A 14638-nucleotide genomic window follows, 5' to 3' on the forward strand; every position below is an offset into this window, starting at 1 on the left:
TTGCGAGTTGTAAAATAGCCAGGGGGCAATTGTTAGATGAAACATCTATGTGAAATTAACAGGTCTGACAGAAAACACCGTCTCAGGGAAAAAACCTTGTAAGTCATTTCCCAAACTAGGCAATTTGCGGAAAAGATCACTGTTGCCACAGGCGCTGGTAAGAGATTACAGGCCCTGTTGCAGCGCGGGATCGTCCGGATTGAGCTGCTCGAGCTCAGCCAGCAGCACCTGCACTTTCTGCAACTGGCCGTTCTCTTTCCAGTAGTCGATCAGCAGGGTCCTGGCGCGGCGATTGGCCGGTTGCCGTTGCAGAATGTCTTCCAGCTGGCGCTGGGCCGGTTCGAGTTGTTGCAGGTCATGCAGCGCCACGGCCAGGTCGTAGCGATACTGCGTGTTGTCGGCCTCCAGCTCCACCGCCTTGGCCAATGCCAGCAGGGCGTACTCATTCTGTTGATGGCGCAGCAGCCACATGCCCAGTTCGTGCTGCAGGAAGGAGGACTGCGGGCGTTTGTCGAGCAAGAGTGCCAGTTGCTGGCGTGATTGCTCCATCTGCCCCTGGCGATCGAGCAATTGCACCCGGGCGACCCCGGCTTCGATGTTGTTGGGTTCGAGTTTCAGTGCAAGGTCCAGCGCGTCGAGGGCTTTATGGGTATCGCCCTGGCTTGCCAGCACCCTGGCCAGTTGGATCTGGCTCTGGCCGCTGGGCGGCTGGGAGGCCAGGGTGTTCTGATACTGCTCGGCGGCTTCCTGGAAGTTGCTGAAATACAAGCCCAGATCATCCGGGTTCAGGCCGGTCAAGGCGCGAACTGCACTGAAGCGCACGTTCTGGTCGGCATCTTCCAGCAGCGGGCCGATCAGCATGCTGCGCTGGGCGTTGGGCACCATGTTGGCCACGGCGTCGATGGCGGCTTGCTGCACCAGTGGCACGGGCCGCTTGAGGTCGCCGTCGAGGATCTTCAGTGCCTGAGCGCTGGGGTAGTTGCTCAGTTCGGCCAGCAGGCCGGCGCGGCGGATGTCCGACAGATCGGTGCGGCTCAGTTGCTGATACAGCACCCGCGCCGCGCCTGGCTTGCCGTTGTGGGCCTGCTCCAGCGCCTCGGCATAGCTGTGATTAACCACCACTGGGGCAGGGGGCGCGTACCAGCCGCGCACCAGCCAGCCGGCGCCAGCGAGCAGCAGCAAGACAAACAGGGCGATTGCAGCTTGCCTGCGACGGCGGACCTTCAAGGGGGCGAGTTGCGGCGAAGCTTTGGACATACCGATTTCCGTTTCTGCATGAAGGGGAAGCTTCGGGGAGCGATGGCCAGGTGTCAAACGGCAATCGTGTGGCAAAGCGGTAAACGGCTCCTACAAGGGCGAGGTATACCGTCAATTCCGCGAACGCTTTACCCCCGTAGCAGCACGGCTTGCCGGCGGGACAATCTCAAGATCGCCGCCGACCTTGAAATCGTCCCGCGAGCAAGCTCGGCTGCTACGGGTACGAGGCAACTCGTAAATGGTGTGAACCGTAGCAGTCCGGCTTGCCAGCGACAGCGTTATCAAGGTTTGCCTTGCACGCAATAAAAAGCCCCGAACCTTGTGAGTCCGGGGCTTGAGCGCAGCGCTGGTCGAGCGCTGCGCAGTTGACGCGTGGATCAGGCGTTCGGCTGCCAGCCGCCACCCAGGGCCTTGTAGATCGCGACGATGCCGCGGTACAGCTCGATCTCCGCCTGGGCCTGGCTGTCTTCGGCCGCCAGACGCTCGCGTTCGGCGTCGAGCAGGACGAGGAAGTCCGCCGTGCCTTCGCGGTACTGGATGTTGGCCAGGTCCGCGGCCTTGCGGCTGGATTCGCTCTGACGCACCAGCGAGACCAGACGCTGCTGACGCTTGTCGTAGTCGCTGAAAGCGTTGTCGGTTTCTTCCAGCGCCAGCAGCACGTGCTGCTCGTAGTTGGCCAGTGCGCCTTCGGCATCGGCGTTGGCGCCACGGATCCGCGCTTTCACGCTGCCCAGGTCGAACGCCGCCCAGGTGATGCTCGGGCCAAGGCCCCAGGCTTGTGCGGCGCTGGAACCGATCTGCGAGCCGCGGCTGGCGGTGAAGCCCAGAAAGCCGCTGAGGCTGACCCGTGGGAACAGGTCGGCGGTCTGCACGCCAATCCGCGCGGTCTGTGCCGCCAGTTGCCGCTCGGCGCTGCGCACGTCGGGGCGGTTTTCCAGCAGTTTGGTCGGATCACCGATCGGCAGTGCCTTGGAGATCGCCGGCAGTTTGGCCGGCGCCAGCAGCACAGCCATCGCCTCCGGGCGTTCGCCCAGCAGGGTAGCGATACGATTGCGTTCGCGGGTCTGTTCGGCCTGCAGTTGCGGGATGGTCGCCTCGACCGCCGCCAGACGCGCATCGGCGCGCACCACGTCGATCTCGTTGCCCACGCCTTCGTCACGCAGCTGCACGGTGACGCCACGGGATTCCTGCTGGTTCTTCAGGTTGGCCCGGGCGATGTCCTCACGCAGTTGCGCGCCGCGCAGCTGGCCGTAAGCGTCGACCAGCTCGGCGATCATGGTCACCTGCAGCTGATACAGGTTGGCTTCGGCGACCTGCTGATCGGCTTCGCTGGCTTCCAGCTCGCGCTGGATGCGGCCAAAGAGGTCGATCTCCCAGGCCATGTCCAGGCCCAGATCGTAGCGCTCCTGATTGACCCGGTGCTCGGTTTCACCCGGCACCTGGGCGCGACCGATCTGGCTGCTGGCACGGCTGGTGACCACTGGCATGGCGTCGTTGCTGATGTCGTCGCGGATGGCGCGAGCGGCTTTCAGGCGGGCGAACGCCACGCGCAGTTCACGGTTGCCCTGCAGCGACTGGGCGACCAGTTTGTTCAGGGTCGGGTCTTCGAACTGTTGCCACCAGATGCTTTCGATGTGGCTGCGGTCATAGTTGCCCTGCGCTGCGGCCGGGATGTTGGCCGCTGCGGTGTCCGGCTTCTTGTAGTCCGGGCCGACGGCACAGGCCGCCAGCGCCAGGACCAACAGGCTCGGCAGGAAGAGTTTTACAGCCTTCATCAATGAGCCTCCGGAGCGATGGACTGAACGCGTGCTGCCTTGGCGGCCTTGCGGGCCTCCTTGCGTTCCACGTAATTACGGATCAGGACGTAGAACACCGGCGTCAGCAACAGACCGAAGAAGGTCACCCCCAGCATCCCGGAGAACACCGCCACGCCCATGGCATGACGCATCTCGGCACCGGCACCGCTGGACAGCACCAGAGGCACCACGCCCATGATGAACGCCACCGAGGTCATCAGGATCGGACGCAGACGCAGGCGGCAGGCTTCCAGTACGGCTTCCAGCGGGGTCTTGCCCTTGTCCTGTTCGTCCTTGGCGAACTCGACGATGAGGATCGCGTTCTTGCACGCCAGGCCCACCAGTACGATCAGGCCGATCTGGGTGAAGATGTTGTTGTCGCTACCGGCAATGATCACACCGGCGATGGCCGACAGCAGGGTCATCGGTACGATCAGGATCACCGCCAGCGGCAGGCTCCAGCTTTCATACAGTGCCGCCAGTACCAGGAAGGCCAGCAGTACGCAGAGCGGGAAGACCAGCAGCGCGGTGTTGCCCGACAGGATCTGTTGGTAGGTCAGGTCGGTCCACTCGTAGGTCATGCCGTTGGGCAGTTCTTCCTTGAGCAGTTTTTCCATCGCCGCCTGGGCCTGGCCCGAGCTGTAGCCGGGGCCTGCGGCACCGTTGATCTCGGCGGTGATGAAGCCGTTGTAGTGCATCACGCGGTCCGGCCCTGAGGTGTCGCTGACCTTGATCAGCGTCGCCAGCGGAATCATCTCGCCCAGGTTGTTGCGCACTTTCAGCTGGCCGATCTGCTCGGCGTCCTGACGGAACTGCTGCTCAGCCTGGACGTTGACCTGATAGGTACGGCCGAAACGGTTGAAGTCGTTGGCATACAGCGAACCCAGGTACACCTGCAGGGTGTCGAAGATATCGCTGATGGCCACGCCGTGGGTCTTGGCCTTTTCGCGGTCGATGGCGGCGTCCACTTGCGGCACGTTCACGGTGTAGCTGGTGAACAGGGCAGCCAGTTGCGGCACGCTGCGGCTCTTGGCGATGACGTTCATCGTCTCTTTATACAGCTCGTCGTAACCCAGGTTGCCACGGTCCTCGATCTGCAGGCGGAACCCGCCGATGGTGCCCAGGCCCTGTACCGGCGGCGGTGGGAAGATCGCGATGTAGGCGTCCTGAATACCGGCAAACTTCTGGTTCAAGGCAGCGGCGATCGCACCGGCCGACTCGCTCGGGTCCTTGCGCTCGTCGAACGGCTTGAGCGGGGTGAACACGATGCCGGAGTTGGGGCTGTTGGTGAAACCGTTGATCGACAGGCCCGGGAAGGCCACCGAGTTGGCCACGCCTGGCTGCTTCAGGGCGATGTCGGACATCTCCTTGATCACCGCTTCGGTGCGGTCGAGGCTGGCGGCGTCCGGCAGTTGCGCGAAGGCGACCAGGTACTGTTTGTCCTGCTGCGGCACGAAGCCGGTCGGCGTGGTCGAGAAACCCAGCCAAGTCAGGACGATCAGACCGGCATAGACCACTAGCGCGACGCCGCTGATACGGATTACCCGGCCGACCGTGCCGACGTATCTGTTACTGGCCTTGACGAAAAAGCGGTTGAACGGACGGAACAGCCAGCCGCCCAAAAGCTTGTCGAGGAAGCGCGAGAAACCGTCCTTCGGCGTGTCGTGGCCCTTGAGCAACACCGCAGCCAGGGCAGGCGACAGGGTCAGCGAGTTGAAGGCCGAGATCACCGTCGAGATGGCGATGGTCAGCGCAAACTGTTTATAGAACTGCCCGGTGAGGCCGGAGATGAAAGCCGCCGGTACGAACACCGCACACAGCACCAGTGCGGTCGCGATGATCGGGCCGGTCACTTCGCGCATGGCGATCTGCGTGGCTTCCATCGGCTGATGGCCGAGTTCGATGTTCCGCTCGACGTTTTCCACCACCACGATGGCGTCGTCCACCACGATACCGATGGCCAGTACCAGACCGAACAGCGACAGGGCGTTGAGCGAGAAGCCGAACAGGTGCATGACCGCGAATGTACCGATCAACGACACCGGCACAGCGGCCAGCGGGATGATCGAGGCGCGCCAGGTCTGCAGGAACAGGATCACCACCAGCACCACCAGGATCAGTGCTTCGAACAGGGTGTGGATCACCGCCTCGATGGAGCCGCGCACGAAGATGGTCGGGTCATAGACGATGCTGTAGTCCATGCCTTCGGGGAAGTTCTTCTTGAGCAGTTCCATCTCATCGCGCACTTCGTTGGAAATGTCGATGGCGTTGGAGCCCGGGCGCTGGAAGATCGGGATCGCGACCGCCGGCTGGTTGTTCAGCAGCGAGCGCAGGGCGTACTGGCTGGAGCCCAGCTCGACCCGGGCGATGTCCCTGACGCGCGTGATCTCGCCGTTCTCGCCAGTGCGCACGATGATGTTTTCGAACTCTTCCTCAGAGACCAGACGGCCCTGGGTGTTGATCGACATCTGGAAGCTGGTGGCGCTCGGCGAGGGCGGTGCACCCAGTTGACCGGCCGCAACCTGACGGTTCTGCTCGCGGATCGCGGTCACCACGTCGGTGGCGGTAATGTTGCGCGAAGCAGTCTTGTTCGGGTCCAGCCAGACGCGCAGCGAGTAGTCGCCCATACCGAACAGCTGCACGTCGCCGACACCGTTCAGACGAGCCAGCTCATCCTTGATGTTCAGCACCGCGTAGTTGGACAGGTACAACATGTCGTAACGCTGATCCGGCGAGGTCAGGTGGACCACCATGGTCAGGTCGGGGGAGGCCTTGTCCACGGTGATACCGATGCGCGTCACCTCTTCTGGCAGCTTGGGTTCGGTCCGCGTCACGCGGTTCTGCACCTGTACCTGCGCGGTGTCCAGGTTGGTACCCAGGGCGAAGGTGATGGTCAGGGTCAGTTTGCCGTCGGCGGTGGCCTGGGAGGACATGTACAGCATGTTCTCCACACCGGTGATGGCCTGCTCCAGTGGCGCGGCCACGGTTTCGCCGATCACCTTGGGGTTGGCGCCGGGGAAGTTGGCGCGCACGACCACGGTCGGCGGCACGACTTCCGGGTATTCGCTGATCGGTAGCTGGAACAGCGAAATGGCACCGGCGATCAGGATCAGCAGCGAGAGCACCGCTGCGAAGATCGGCCGGGTAATAAAGAATTTGGAGAAATTCATCGAGTCTGTCCCTTAACCGCGTGGCGAAGCGGCAGCGGCAACCTTGGCGTCCACTTTCTTCTGGGCGGCAGGCTGGTTGCTGGCTTCAAGTGCTTGGCGTTGTTGCTGCAGGGCGGCGAGCGTCTCGGGGCTGGCCATCTGGGTGTCCTGCGGGTCGATCGGCGAGCCCGGGCGCACACGCTGCAGGCCGTTGACCACGATGCGGTCATCCTTCTGCAAGCCGCTGCGCACGATGCGCAGGCCTTCGAGTTTCGGCCCCAGGTCAACGTTGCGATAGACCGCCTTGTTGTCCTTGTCGACGACAAGCACGAACTTCTTGCCAAGGTCGGTGCCCACGGCTTCGTCCTTGATCAGCATCGCCGAGTAGGTGGCGCTGCCGACCAGTTTCAGGCGTGCGTACAGGCCCGGGGTGTATTCGCCCTTGCTGTTGTCGAACACGGCGCGGCCACGGATGGTGCCGGTGCGCGGGTTGACCTGGTTGTCGACGAAGTTCATCTGGCCCAGGTGCGGGTTTTCAGCCTCGTTGGACAGGCCCATGTACACCGGGGTAGTCGCGCCACGTTTGCCGTCGCGAGCCAACTGGTTGTACTTGAGGAACACGCGCTCGTCGGCGTCGAAGTAGGCGTACACCTTGTCGGTGGAGACGACGCTGGTGAGGATCGACTGATCGGCGGTGACGATGTTGCCGGCGGTGATTTCCGCGCGGCTGACGCGGCCGGTGATCGGTGCGGTGACTCGGGTGAAGCTCAGGTTCAGTTTCGCCAGGTCCAGCTGGGCCTGAATGGCAGCCACGGCGGCCTTGGATTCCTGTGCGGTGGTGGTCCGCGAGTCCGCCAGCTCCGCCGAGATCGCGTTGTTGGTACGCAGACGCTCGCCACGCTGGGCTTCGTTGTTGCTGCGCACCGACGCCGCCTTGGCCTGTTGCAGCTGGGCTTCAAGACGATGCACTTCGGCTTCGAACGGACGCGGGTCGATCTGGAACAACAGATCGCCTTTCTTCACCAGCTCGCCATCGGTGAAGGCCACCGAGTCGATCTGGCCGGAAACCCGTGGACGCACCTGAACGGTTTCCGGGGCTTCAAGACGTGCGGTAACTTCATCCCATTCGTTGACCGGCTGCTCGAGCACCTTGGCCACATTGACCTTGGCCGCTGCGGGCGCCTGTGCTGCCGATTCCGGGCCTTTCCCGCAAGCACTGAGCACCACCAGTGCCAGCGCGGCAAGGGGGTAGCGCAAAGGAGTAAGTGACTGAACCATGGGAAAATCCGCCGATGTTTATTGAGATTGGCGGATTCTGTTCTCGGGGGTTTTATTGCACGAATCGAATGCGACGAAGGTAAATATCAGTGGGAATGATATTTACCTTTGCGGGGGCTCTGGGGCGGGCGATCACGACTGGCGATTTCTGGCAAAGACCCAGGTGGTCGTCTCAGGACTTTCCGATGCGCGATCCTGACCATAAATGAACGCCACGACTTCATCCAGCACCGGCGCCAGCCCTCGCATAGGGCGGGAGAATGCGGCAACCAATGTCCCATGGCCCGGTTTGCAGAAGTACAGCTCGCGCACGGGCACACCTTGCTCCCGCAAACGCCGTGCCATGCCTCCAGTATTGCGCTCGGGATTGACCAGCATGTCGTCCTTTGCGGCTATCAAAAGTGCAGGCGGCGAGGTGGCGCTGACGTGATTGATCGGTTGGGAGTCCGGTGGCGAGTTCGGAAAGAAAAACACCGATTTTACCTCAGGATTCTCGATGGGCAGAAAGTCATAAGGTCCGGCCAGGCCAATCCAGCCGCTGAGCATCGAGGGCTTCATGTCCACGGCGGCCAGCCATTTGGGGTCCAGGGCAACCATGGCTGCGTTGTAGCCGCCTGCGCTGTGGCCCATCACATACAGCCGCGCTGGATTGCCGCCGTATTGGCGGATGTGTTGGCGAGTCCAGCCCACCGCCCGCGCGCTGTCTTCCAGAAAGCCCTGGTAGTGTACCTGCGGATAAAGCCGGTAATCGGCCAGCACCGCGACGATACCTCGTGCCGCCAGCGCCTCGCCGACAAAGCTGTAGTCAGTGCGTGAACCGCTGTTCCAGCTCCCGCCATAAAAGAATACCACCACGGGCGCCTCGGCTGCGAGATTGACTGGTGTGTAAACATCCAGCCGGTTCCGCGGATCGTCACCGTACTTCAGGTCAGATGCCTTGTTGAAAGTGTCTCCGGGGGTGAGCAGGTTCAAAAACTTTAGAGGTGAACAGCCCAGCAAAAGACCCAACAGCCCACCCACAACCAACACGCGCAAGGCTATCCCGATCATGGCTCGCTCTCCGAGACGGGCTGTTTGGAGCTTTACCTGAAAAATTCGAATCATCCGTAGTTGATCAATTGCCATATGCCCATGCCGAACATGGCCAGGTTTTCCGCCATCGAGAGAGCACCCAGCGGCACTTGGCTTGCACCGCCGACGCACGCACAGGTCAGTTGACGCTTTTCCAGATAAACCGCCTTGAATACCGACACAATGCCCACTCCCCCCAGAAATATCGCCAACGGAATAGACACTCCAACCAGAATGCCCGCCACCATTAACAGCCCCACCAGCGCCTCTGCGTAAGGGTAAAGATAGGCATACGGTATCCAACGCTGGGCCAACAGGTCATAGCTGACGAACCGGTTGGTGAAGGATTCGACATCCTGCAGTTTGAGCAATGCAAGGATGGTCACGGCGATGGAGACGAACCACTGGATCACCTGCGGGTTCAGAACCGTTCCGAATGCAGCCAAACCTGCCGCCGATGCCAATAGCAGTGCGACCACGAATACCACCAGTACCTGACGATAAGGGCTGCTGCGGGCGTCAGTCATGCCCAGCAGACGCCGAACATTGTCGTAGCCGCCTAGCCGTTTGCCGTTGATCCAGACCTGAGGCGTGGTGTCGACCTCTTCGCGTTGCAGAAACTCATCCACTTCTGCGCGGTTCGTCAGCCAATGATCGTGAACCTCGTAGCCAGCTTTGCGTAGCAGATAGCGTGTCTTGAGTCCAAACGGGCATACATGGTCCTGCTTGACCATGCGATACAGCACTGCGCTTTTTTCAGGCATGGGCGCCTCCTTTCGGGGAATACAGGCCTGCACAAGTCATCCCGGGCATGAGGTGTGGAGGTCCGCAGCAGGGCGTTGGTTTGAAAAAGTGGGCAATGTTCGGATGGACGGTGATTTGAATTCAGGCAGTGCCCTCGTTTCGATGAGCACAGGTGTCCTCGCCTGTCTAAAAAGGCTGAACGTTCAACACAGCCTCCCGGTCGTAACCGCAAGACGCAGCACACTGCGCGAATTGCCTACCTACCGTGAGGTCACCATGAGCCCGAGTCCAGCCAGCGTCATTGAGCGGCATTCCATTTCCATCACCCTGAACGGTGTTGCCAGGACGTTAGATGTGGCGCCCTGGGTGATATTGCTCGATCTGCTCAGGGATAGCCTCGACCTGGCCGGCACGAAGAAAGGCTGTGACCACGGACAATGCGGAGCCTGCACGGTGCTACGCGATGGCAAGCGGATCAACGCCTGCCTGACGCTGGCGGTGATGTGCGACAGGGCGGATCTGACCACGATCGAAGGCCTTGCCACGGGGGACGAACTGCACCCGATGCAGCAAGCGTTCATCAGGCACGATGCCTTTCAATGCGGTTATTGCACCCCAGGGCAGATTTGCTCCGCCGTAGGCCTGGCGCGGGAAGGGCGTGCCAGCACTCGGGAAGAGATCAAGGAACTGATGAGCGGCAACCTCTGCCGCTGCGGGGCCTACACCAACATCATCGCTGCGATCGAACAGGGGCTGCTTCCAAGCGGTGGCGACGTGGGGCAAGGAGGGGCGCAATCATGATGCCCTTCAACTACTCGCGACCTCGGGACGTCAACGAAGCGATCAGGCTCGCGAGCGCCACGACCCGATTTATCGCCGGTGGCACCAATCTGGTCGACCTCATGAAAGAGAATGTGGTGCGCCCGGCAGGACTGATCGACATTACTGGCCTGGATCTCAACGAGGTCGAACGGCTTTCTGATGGAGGCTTGCGCATTGGTGCGCTGGTCAGCAATGCAGATCTGGCCTGGCATCCGTTGATCGAGCAGCATTACCCACTCTTGTCTCAGGCCATTCTGGCAGGCGCGTCGCCACAGCTCAGGAATATGGCCAGTACCGGCGGTAATTTGCTCCAGCGCACGCGCTGCTATTACTTCTACGACACCGGTACACCCTGCAACAAGCGCGAACCGGGCAGCGGCTGTCCCGCACGCTCAGGCCTGAACCGGATTCACGCGATTCTGGGAGCCAGCGAGGCTTGTGTCGCCACCCATCCTTCGGACATGTGTGTTGCGCTTGCAGCCCTTGAAGCCGTTATCCATGTGCAAGGCAAGGCGGGTAAGCGGCGCATCGAGTTCGCCGACTTTCACCGTCTACCTGGCGACTCACCGCAGCGGGACAATCAATTGGCTGATGATGAGCTGGTCACGCACATCGAGCTGCCGGCACCTCGGTTCGTCACTCATCATCGTTACCTGAAGATTCGTGACAGAGCTTCCTATGCCTTTGCACTGGTCTCGGTGGCCGCAGCGCTGGAGCTGGACGGCGATACCATTCGCCAGGCCCGATTGGCCCTGGGCGGTGTGGCCCACAAACCCTGGCGCGACAAGGCCGTAGAGCACTTCCTGGCAGGCAAACCTGTGTGCCAGGAAACCTTCACCGCCGCCGCAGAGCTGTTGCTGCGTGACGCGCAGCCACTGACCCATAACGCATTCAAGGTCAGGCTCGCACACCGTGCAATCGTACGAGCGCTGAGCGATGCGGCCACCGGAGGGAATGCCCGATGAACACATTCAATACCGCTGTTGGTCAGCCGCTGGATCGAGTCGATGGCGTGGCGAAGGTGACGGGCCAGGCGCGATACGCCGGTGAATATCCCGAGAAAGAGCTGCTGTTCGGCAGCGTCGTTTCCAGCACCATCGCCAAAGGTCGCGTGCTCGATATCGATACTCGCGAGGCTGAAACGGTACCCGGCGTGCTGCTGATTCTCGATCACCGCAACCGTCCGCGGTTGTCCAGTTATGACGATGACTACAGTGACGCCGATTCGGCAGAAGGCTCGCCCTTTCGCCCGCTGTACAACGACCGCGTCCTGTATAACGGCCAGCCCCTGGCGTTGGTCGTCGCACAGACGCTGGAAATGGCCCGCCACGCAGGCTCCCTGTTGCGCATCACCTACGCAGAGGAGGATCACCAGACTGATTTCGATGCAGCCTTGGATAGAGCACACAAGGCCCCGGCCGAGACGCCCAAACCCAGAGGTGATTTCGCACGCCACTACGCCGATTCAGCCGCACAGCTAGACGTGACCTATACCACGCCGGTGGAGCATCACAACCCAATGGAGCCCCACGCCTCGACGGTCTTCTACAAGGTAGATGGAAGCCTTGAGATTCATGAGAAAACCCAAGGGACGCAGAACTGCCAGGATTACCTGCACAAGATTTTCGACCTGCCCAAAGACAAGATCCGCATCCTTGCGGCGTTCGTTGGCGGCGCCTTCGGTTCGGGGCTGCGTCCCCAATATCAGTTGCCCCTGGCGGTCATGGCCGCGCTGGCGCTGAAGCGTTCGGTGCGAGTCACGCTCACTCGCCAGCAGATGTTTACTTTCGGCTATCGGCCGCGCACCTCACAGCGCGTGCGGCTGGGTGCGGATGCAGAAGGCCGGCTGCTCGCGATTGCACATGATGCGATCGGACAAACCTCGCGATTCGAAGATTTCACTGAGCACCTGGTCGAGTGGAGCGGGATGCTTTATCGCTGTGACAACGTGGCACTCAGTTACCGGCTCGTGCCGCTCGACGTCTATACCCCGCTCGACATGCGCGCCCCGGGCGCTGCGTCCGGCGTGATCGCACTTGAGGGCGCGATGGACGAGCTGGCGTGTGCGGCAAGCATTGATCCGCTGGAGCTGCGTCGAATCAACTTTGCAGACATTAATGGCAACGAGGGCAAGCCCTATTCGAGCAAGGCGCTGCTCGATTGCTACGACCAGGGTGCAGAGCGCTTCGGCTGGAGTCAGCGAAATCCGATCCCTCGCAGCATGCGCGAAGGTCGGGAGCTGATCGGTTGGGGTGTGGCGGGTGGTGTCTGGGAAGCCATGCAGATGAAAGCCAGCGCCAAGGCGCGAATTGACGGCACCGGCAAGTTGACGGTCAGTAGCGCCACCACCGATATCGGCACCGGCACCTATACGGTCATGACCCAGATCGCCGCCGATGCGGCCGGGGTCATGCCGCAGGACGTCACGTTCGAGCTCGGCGATTCATCACTACCCACTGCGCCCTTGCAGGGTGGTTCTTTCACTGTTTCTTCAGTCGGTTCGGCCGTAAGGCAAGCCTGCCTGATCTTGCGCACTCAGGTGTTGGAAGCGTTGCGACAGCAGCATCCGGAATTCGCTGACATCCCCGTGGAGCAGATCGGCTTTCGTGATGGGTTCGTGCACGTGGGCGATCAGCGATTCTCCATTGCAGACATCGTCGCTCGCCGCGAGGGCGGCTTGTTGGAGGTTCAGGTGGATGCCGAGCCTGGCGCAAAACGCAGCGGATTTTCCACTGCCACCCACTCGGCAGTCTTTGTCGAAGTCCGCGTAGATGAAGACCTGGGGACCATCCGGGTCAGTCGCGTGGTCAGCGCGGTCGCCGCAGGACGCGTGATCAACCCGAAAACGGCCCAGAATCAGCTGCTGGGCGGCGTGGTTTGGGGGCTAGGCATGGCGCTGCAGGAGGATACCCTGGCCGACCACAGGCTCGGACGGTTCATGAACCACAGCCTGGCGGAGTATCACATACCCGTTCACGCCGACATTGGCGAGATCGACGCTTTTTTTGTCGAGGAGCACGACGACATCGTCAACGAACTGGGTTCCAAAGGCGTGGGTGAGATCGGCATCGTTGGCGTGGCAGCGGCGGTTTCGAATGCTGTCTACCACGCCACTGGCAAGCGAGTACGAGATTTTCCGATCACGCTGGATCGGCTGCTCCAGTAGTATCAATCGAGACTCCTGAACTCGCATATCGCGGCGTTGGCAGCTGATTGATTCCAGTGCCGCGGTCAGTGATCAGGGGCTACAGGGTAGTCGGTGTAGCCGATTTCGCTGCCTCCGAAAAATGTGTTCGCGTCAGCGTTATTCAGGGCCTTTCCGGTTCTAAGTCTGTCTGGCAGGTCAGGGTTGGCGATGAATTTTCGGCCGAACGCGATGATGTCGCCACGCCCGCAGGTTAACGCCTTTTCTGCGGCGTCTGCGTCGTACCCGCCAGCGAGCATCAAGACGCCAGCATAGTGGGCGCGCAGATGCCTGATGATCGAATCCCACCGCGGGTCGTAGTTCTCGTCGCGCACGATTCCCACTATGGCAGGTTCTACGAGATGCAGGTAGGCGAGGTTCATCGTATCGAGCTGTTGTGCAATGTAGCCGAACGTCTGCTCAGGAGTTGCGTCACCCATTCCCATAAAGCGCCCCATGGGTGTTAGTCGAACTGAAACCCGGTCAGCTCCGACTTCTTCAATGACCGCCTTGGTCACTTCAAGTAGAAAACGCGCACGGTTCTCGACGCTACCGCCGTAGAGGTCGTCGCGTTGATTGCTGTTCGAGTCGATGAACTGGTCTAACAGGTAGCCATTTCCGGCGTGAATCTCAACGCCGTCCATTCCTGCCAGGATGGCATTGCGCGCAGCAGCTCTGTAGTCCTGAATGATTGCTTGGATGCCCTCAACGGTGAGCGCTTGGGGAGTAGGGACGGGGGCCCATATCCCGTTGCCATGTTCGTCGGCGATGAACGTCTTGCCGTCGGGGACTGGCACAGCGCTGGGGCCTACGGGGAGGCCTCCGTTCACCTGAAAACTCGGGTGGGAGATTCGCCCCACATGCCAAAGCTGCAAGAAGATGATGCCCCCTTCTCGATGTACTGCTTGGCTTACCGCCTTCCAGCCCTCAACTTGCTCAGGCGTGTAGATCCCTGGCGTCCATGCATACCCTTGGGCTTGTTGGGAGATCTGTGATGCTTCGGTGACAATGAGAGCGGCGCCGGCCCGCTGGCGGTAATACTCTGCGTTCATCTCGGTGGGCACATTTCCCGGTTGACCGGCGCGGGAGCGGGTGAGGGGCGCCATCGCTACCCGGTGCTTGAGAGTGTGGCGGCCTACTTTGATTGGGGTGAACAACTTCATGGCGATACTCCGAAGATTTGGGTGAAGATCTGAGTGGTCATCAGCCTTCACACTAAACATTTGGGGTTCGCTGCTGAATCCGTCCTGTAGGCAACGCTGCTTTGCAGGAAGCGCAACGTATTTGTGACGCCCTAGGGGTAGTCTGGATTGCATGCCGAGCCAGCCCATCTCGGC

10 protein-coding genes are annotated in these 14638 nt (G+C 61.2%); 3 read left to right on the forward strand and 7 right to left on the reverse strand.

Going from position 1 to position 14638, the window contains the following annotated elements; all coding sequences use genetic code 11:
* Positions 1–165: 165 nt before the first annotated feature.
* From AC1MEK_RS27080 to AC1MEK_RS27105, 6 genes are all read right to left on the reverse strand, one after another.
* Positions 166–1257 (reverse strand): tetratricopeptide repeat protein, encoded by a 1092-nt coding sequence (locus AC1MEK_RS27080; RefSeq protein WP_480399320.1) that lies wholly within the window; start codon positions 1255–1257, stop codon positions 166–168.
* Between the two features lie 377 nt (positions 1258–1634).
* Positions 1635–3032 carry an efflux transporter outer membrane subunit gene (locus AC1MEK_RS27085; RefSeq protein WP_480399321.1) on the reverse strand — a complete coding sequence of 466 codons (1398 nt, stop codon included), beginning with the start codon at positions 3030–3032 and terminating at the stop codon, positions 1635–1637.
* The gene (locus tag AC1MEK_RS27090; protein ID WP_480399322.1) at positions 3032–6223 is read right to left on the reverse strand and encodes an efflux RND transporter permease subunit; all 3192 of its coding nucleotides are present in this window, start codon (positions 6221–6223) and stop codon (positions 3032–3034) included. The genes AC1MEK_RS27085 and AC1MEK_RS27090 overlap by 1 nt, the downstream gene beginning before the upstream one ends.
* A gap of 12 nt (positions 6224–6235) precedes the next feature.
* On the reverse strand, positions 6236–7480 hold the full coding sequence (gene mexE, locus AC1MEK_RS27095; protein ID WP_480399323.1) for a multidrug efflux RND transporter periplasmic adaptor subunit MexE: 1245 nt from the start codon (positions 7478–7480) through the stop codon (positions 6236–6238).
* A 132-nt stretch (positions 7481–7612) separates the two neighbouring features.
* The gene (locus AC1MEK_RS27100; RefSeq protein ID WP_480399324.1) at positions 7613–8530 is read right to left on the reverse strand and encodes an alpha/beta hydrolase; all 918 of its coding nucleotides are present in this window, start codon (positions 8528–8530) and stop codon (positions 7613–7615) included.
* Between the two features lie 50 nt (positions 8531–8580).
* The gene (locus tag AC1MEK_RS27105) at positions 8581–9315 is read right to left on the reverse strand and encodes a glutaredoxin family protein (RefSeq protein WP_480399325.1); all 735 of its coding nucleotides are present in this window, start codon (positions 9313–9315) and stop codon (positions 8581–8583) included.
* Between the two features lie 256 nt (positions 9316–9571).
* On the opposite strand from AC1MEK_RS27105, the gene AC1MEK_RS27110 reads away from it, so the two are divergent.
* Genes AC1MEK_RS27110 through AC1MEK_RS27120 form a run of 3 tightly spaced genes read left to right on the forward strand, consistent with a single transcriptional unit; the run spans position 9572 to position 13283 of the window.
* Entirely contained in the window at positions 9572–10096 is a 525-nt protein-coding gene (locus tag AC1MEK_RS27110) for a (2Fe-2S)-binding protein (protein ID WP_480399383.1), read from the forward strand.
* Complete coding sequence (locus AC1MEK_RS27115; RefSeq protein ID WP_480399326.1) at positions 10093–11082, forward strand: FAD binding domain-containing protein; 990 nt, start codon at positions 10093–10095, stop codon at positions 11080–11082. The genes AC1MEK_RS27110 and AC1MEK_RS27115 overlap by 4 nt, the downstream gene beginning before the upstream one ends.
* Entirely contained in the window at positions 11079–13283 is a 2205-nt protein-coding gene (locus AC1MEK_RS27120; protein WP_480399327.1) for a xanthine dehydrogenase family protein molybdopterin-binding subunit, read from the forward strand. Before AC1MEK_RS27115 ends, AC1MEK_RS27120 begins: the two co-directional genes overlap by 4 nt.
* A 65-nt stretch (positions 13284–13348) precedes the next feature.
* Here the strand turns inward: AC1MEK_RS27120 and AC1MEK_RS27125 are convergent, their stop codons facing one another.
* The gene (locus AC1MEK_RS27125; protein ID WP_480399328.1) at positions 13349–14464 is read right to left on the reverse strand and encodes an alkene reductase; all 1116 of its coding nucleotides are present in this window, start codon (positions 14462–14464) and stop codon (positions 13349–13351) included.
* Positions 14465–14638: the final 174 nt, after the last annotated feature.

Source organism: Pseudomonas sp. 2 (assembly GCF_056627435.1).

Bases quoted from the DNA above. Each gene is read 5' to 3' on its own strand.
- AC1MEK_RS27120 (WP_480399327.1), top strand. From the start codon at position 11,079: ATGAACACATTCAATACCGCTGTTGGTCAGCCGCTGGATCGAGTCGAT.
- AC1MEK_RS27105 (WP_480399325.1), bottom strand. From the start codon at position 9,315: ATGCCTGAAAAAAGCGCAGTGCTGTATCGCATGGTCAAGCAGGACCAT.
- AC1MEK_RS27100 (WP_480399324.1), bottom strand. From the start codon at position 8,530: ATGATCGGGATAGCCTTGCGCGTGTTGGTTGTGGGTGGGCTGTTGGGT.
- AC1MEK_RS27125 (WP_480399328.1), bottom strand. From the start codon at position 14,464: ATGAAGTTGTTCACCCCAATCAAAGTAGGCCGCCACACTCTCAAGCAC.
- mexE (WP_480399323.1), bottom strand. From the start codon at position 7,480: ATGGTTCAGTCACTTACTCCTTTGCGCTACCCCCTTGCCGCGCTGGCA.
- AC1MEK_RS27085 (WP_480399321.1), bottom strand. From the start codon at position 3,032: ATGAAGGCTGTAAAACTCTTCCTGCCGAGCCTGTTGGTCCTGGCGCTG.
- AC1MEK_RS27080 (WP_480399320.1), bottom strand. From the start codon at position 1,257: ATGTCCAAAGCTTCGCCGCAACTCGCCCCCTTGAAGGTCCGCCGTCGC.
- AC1MEK_RS27110 (WP_480399383.1), top strand. From the start codon at position 9,572: ATGAGCCCGAGTCCAGCCAGCGTCATTGAGCGGCATTCCATTTCCATC.
- AC1MEK_RS27090 (WP_480399322.1), bottom strand. From the start codon at position 6,223: ATGAATTTCTCCAAATTCTTTATTACCCGGCCGATCTTCGCAGCGGTG.
- AC1MEK_RS27115 (WP_480399326.1), top strand. From the start codon at position 10,093: ATGATGCCCTTCAACTACTCGCGACCTCGGGACGTCAACGAAGCGATC.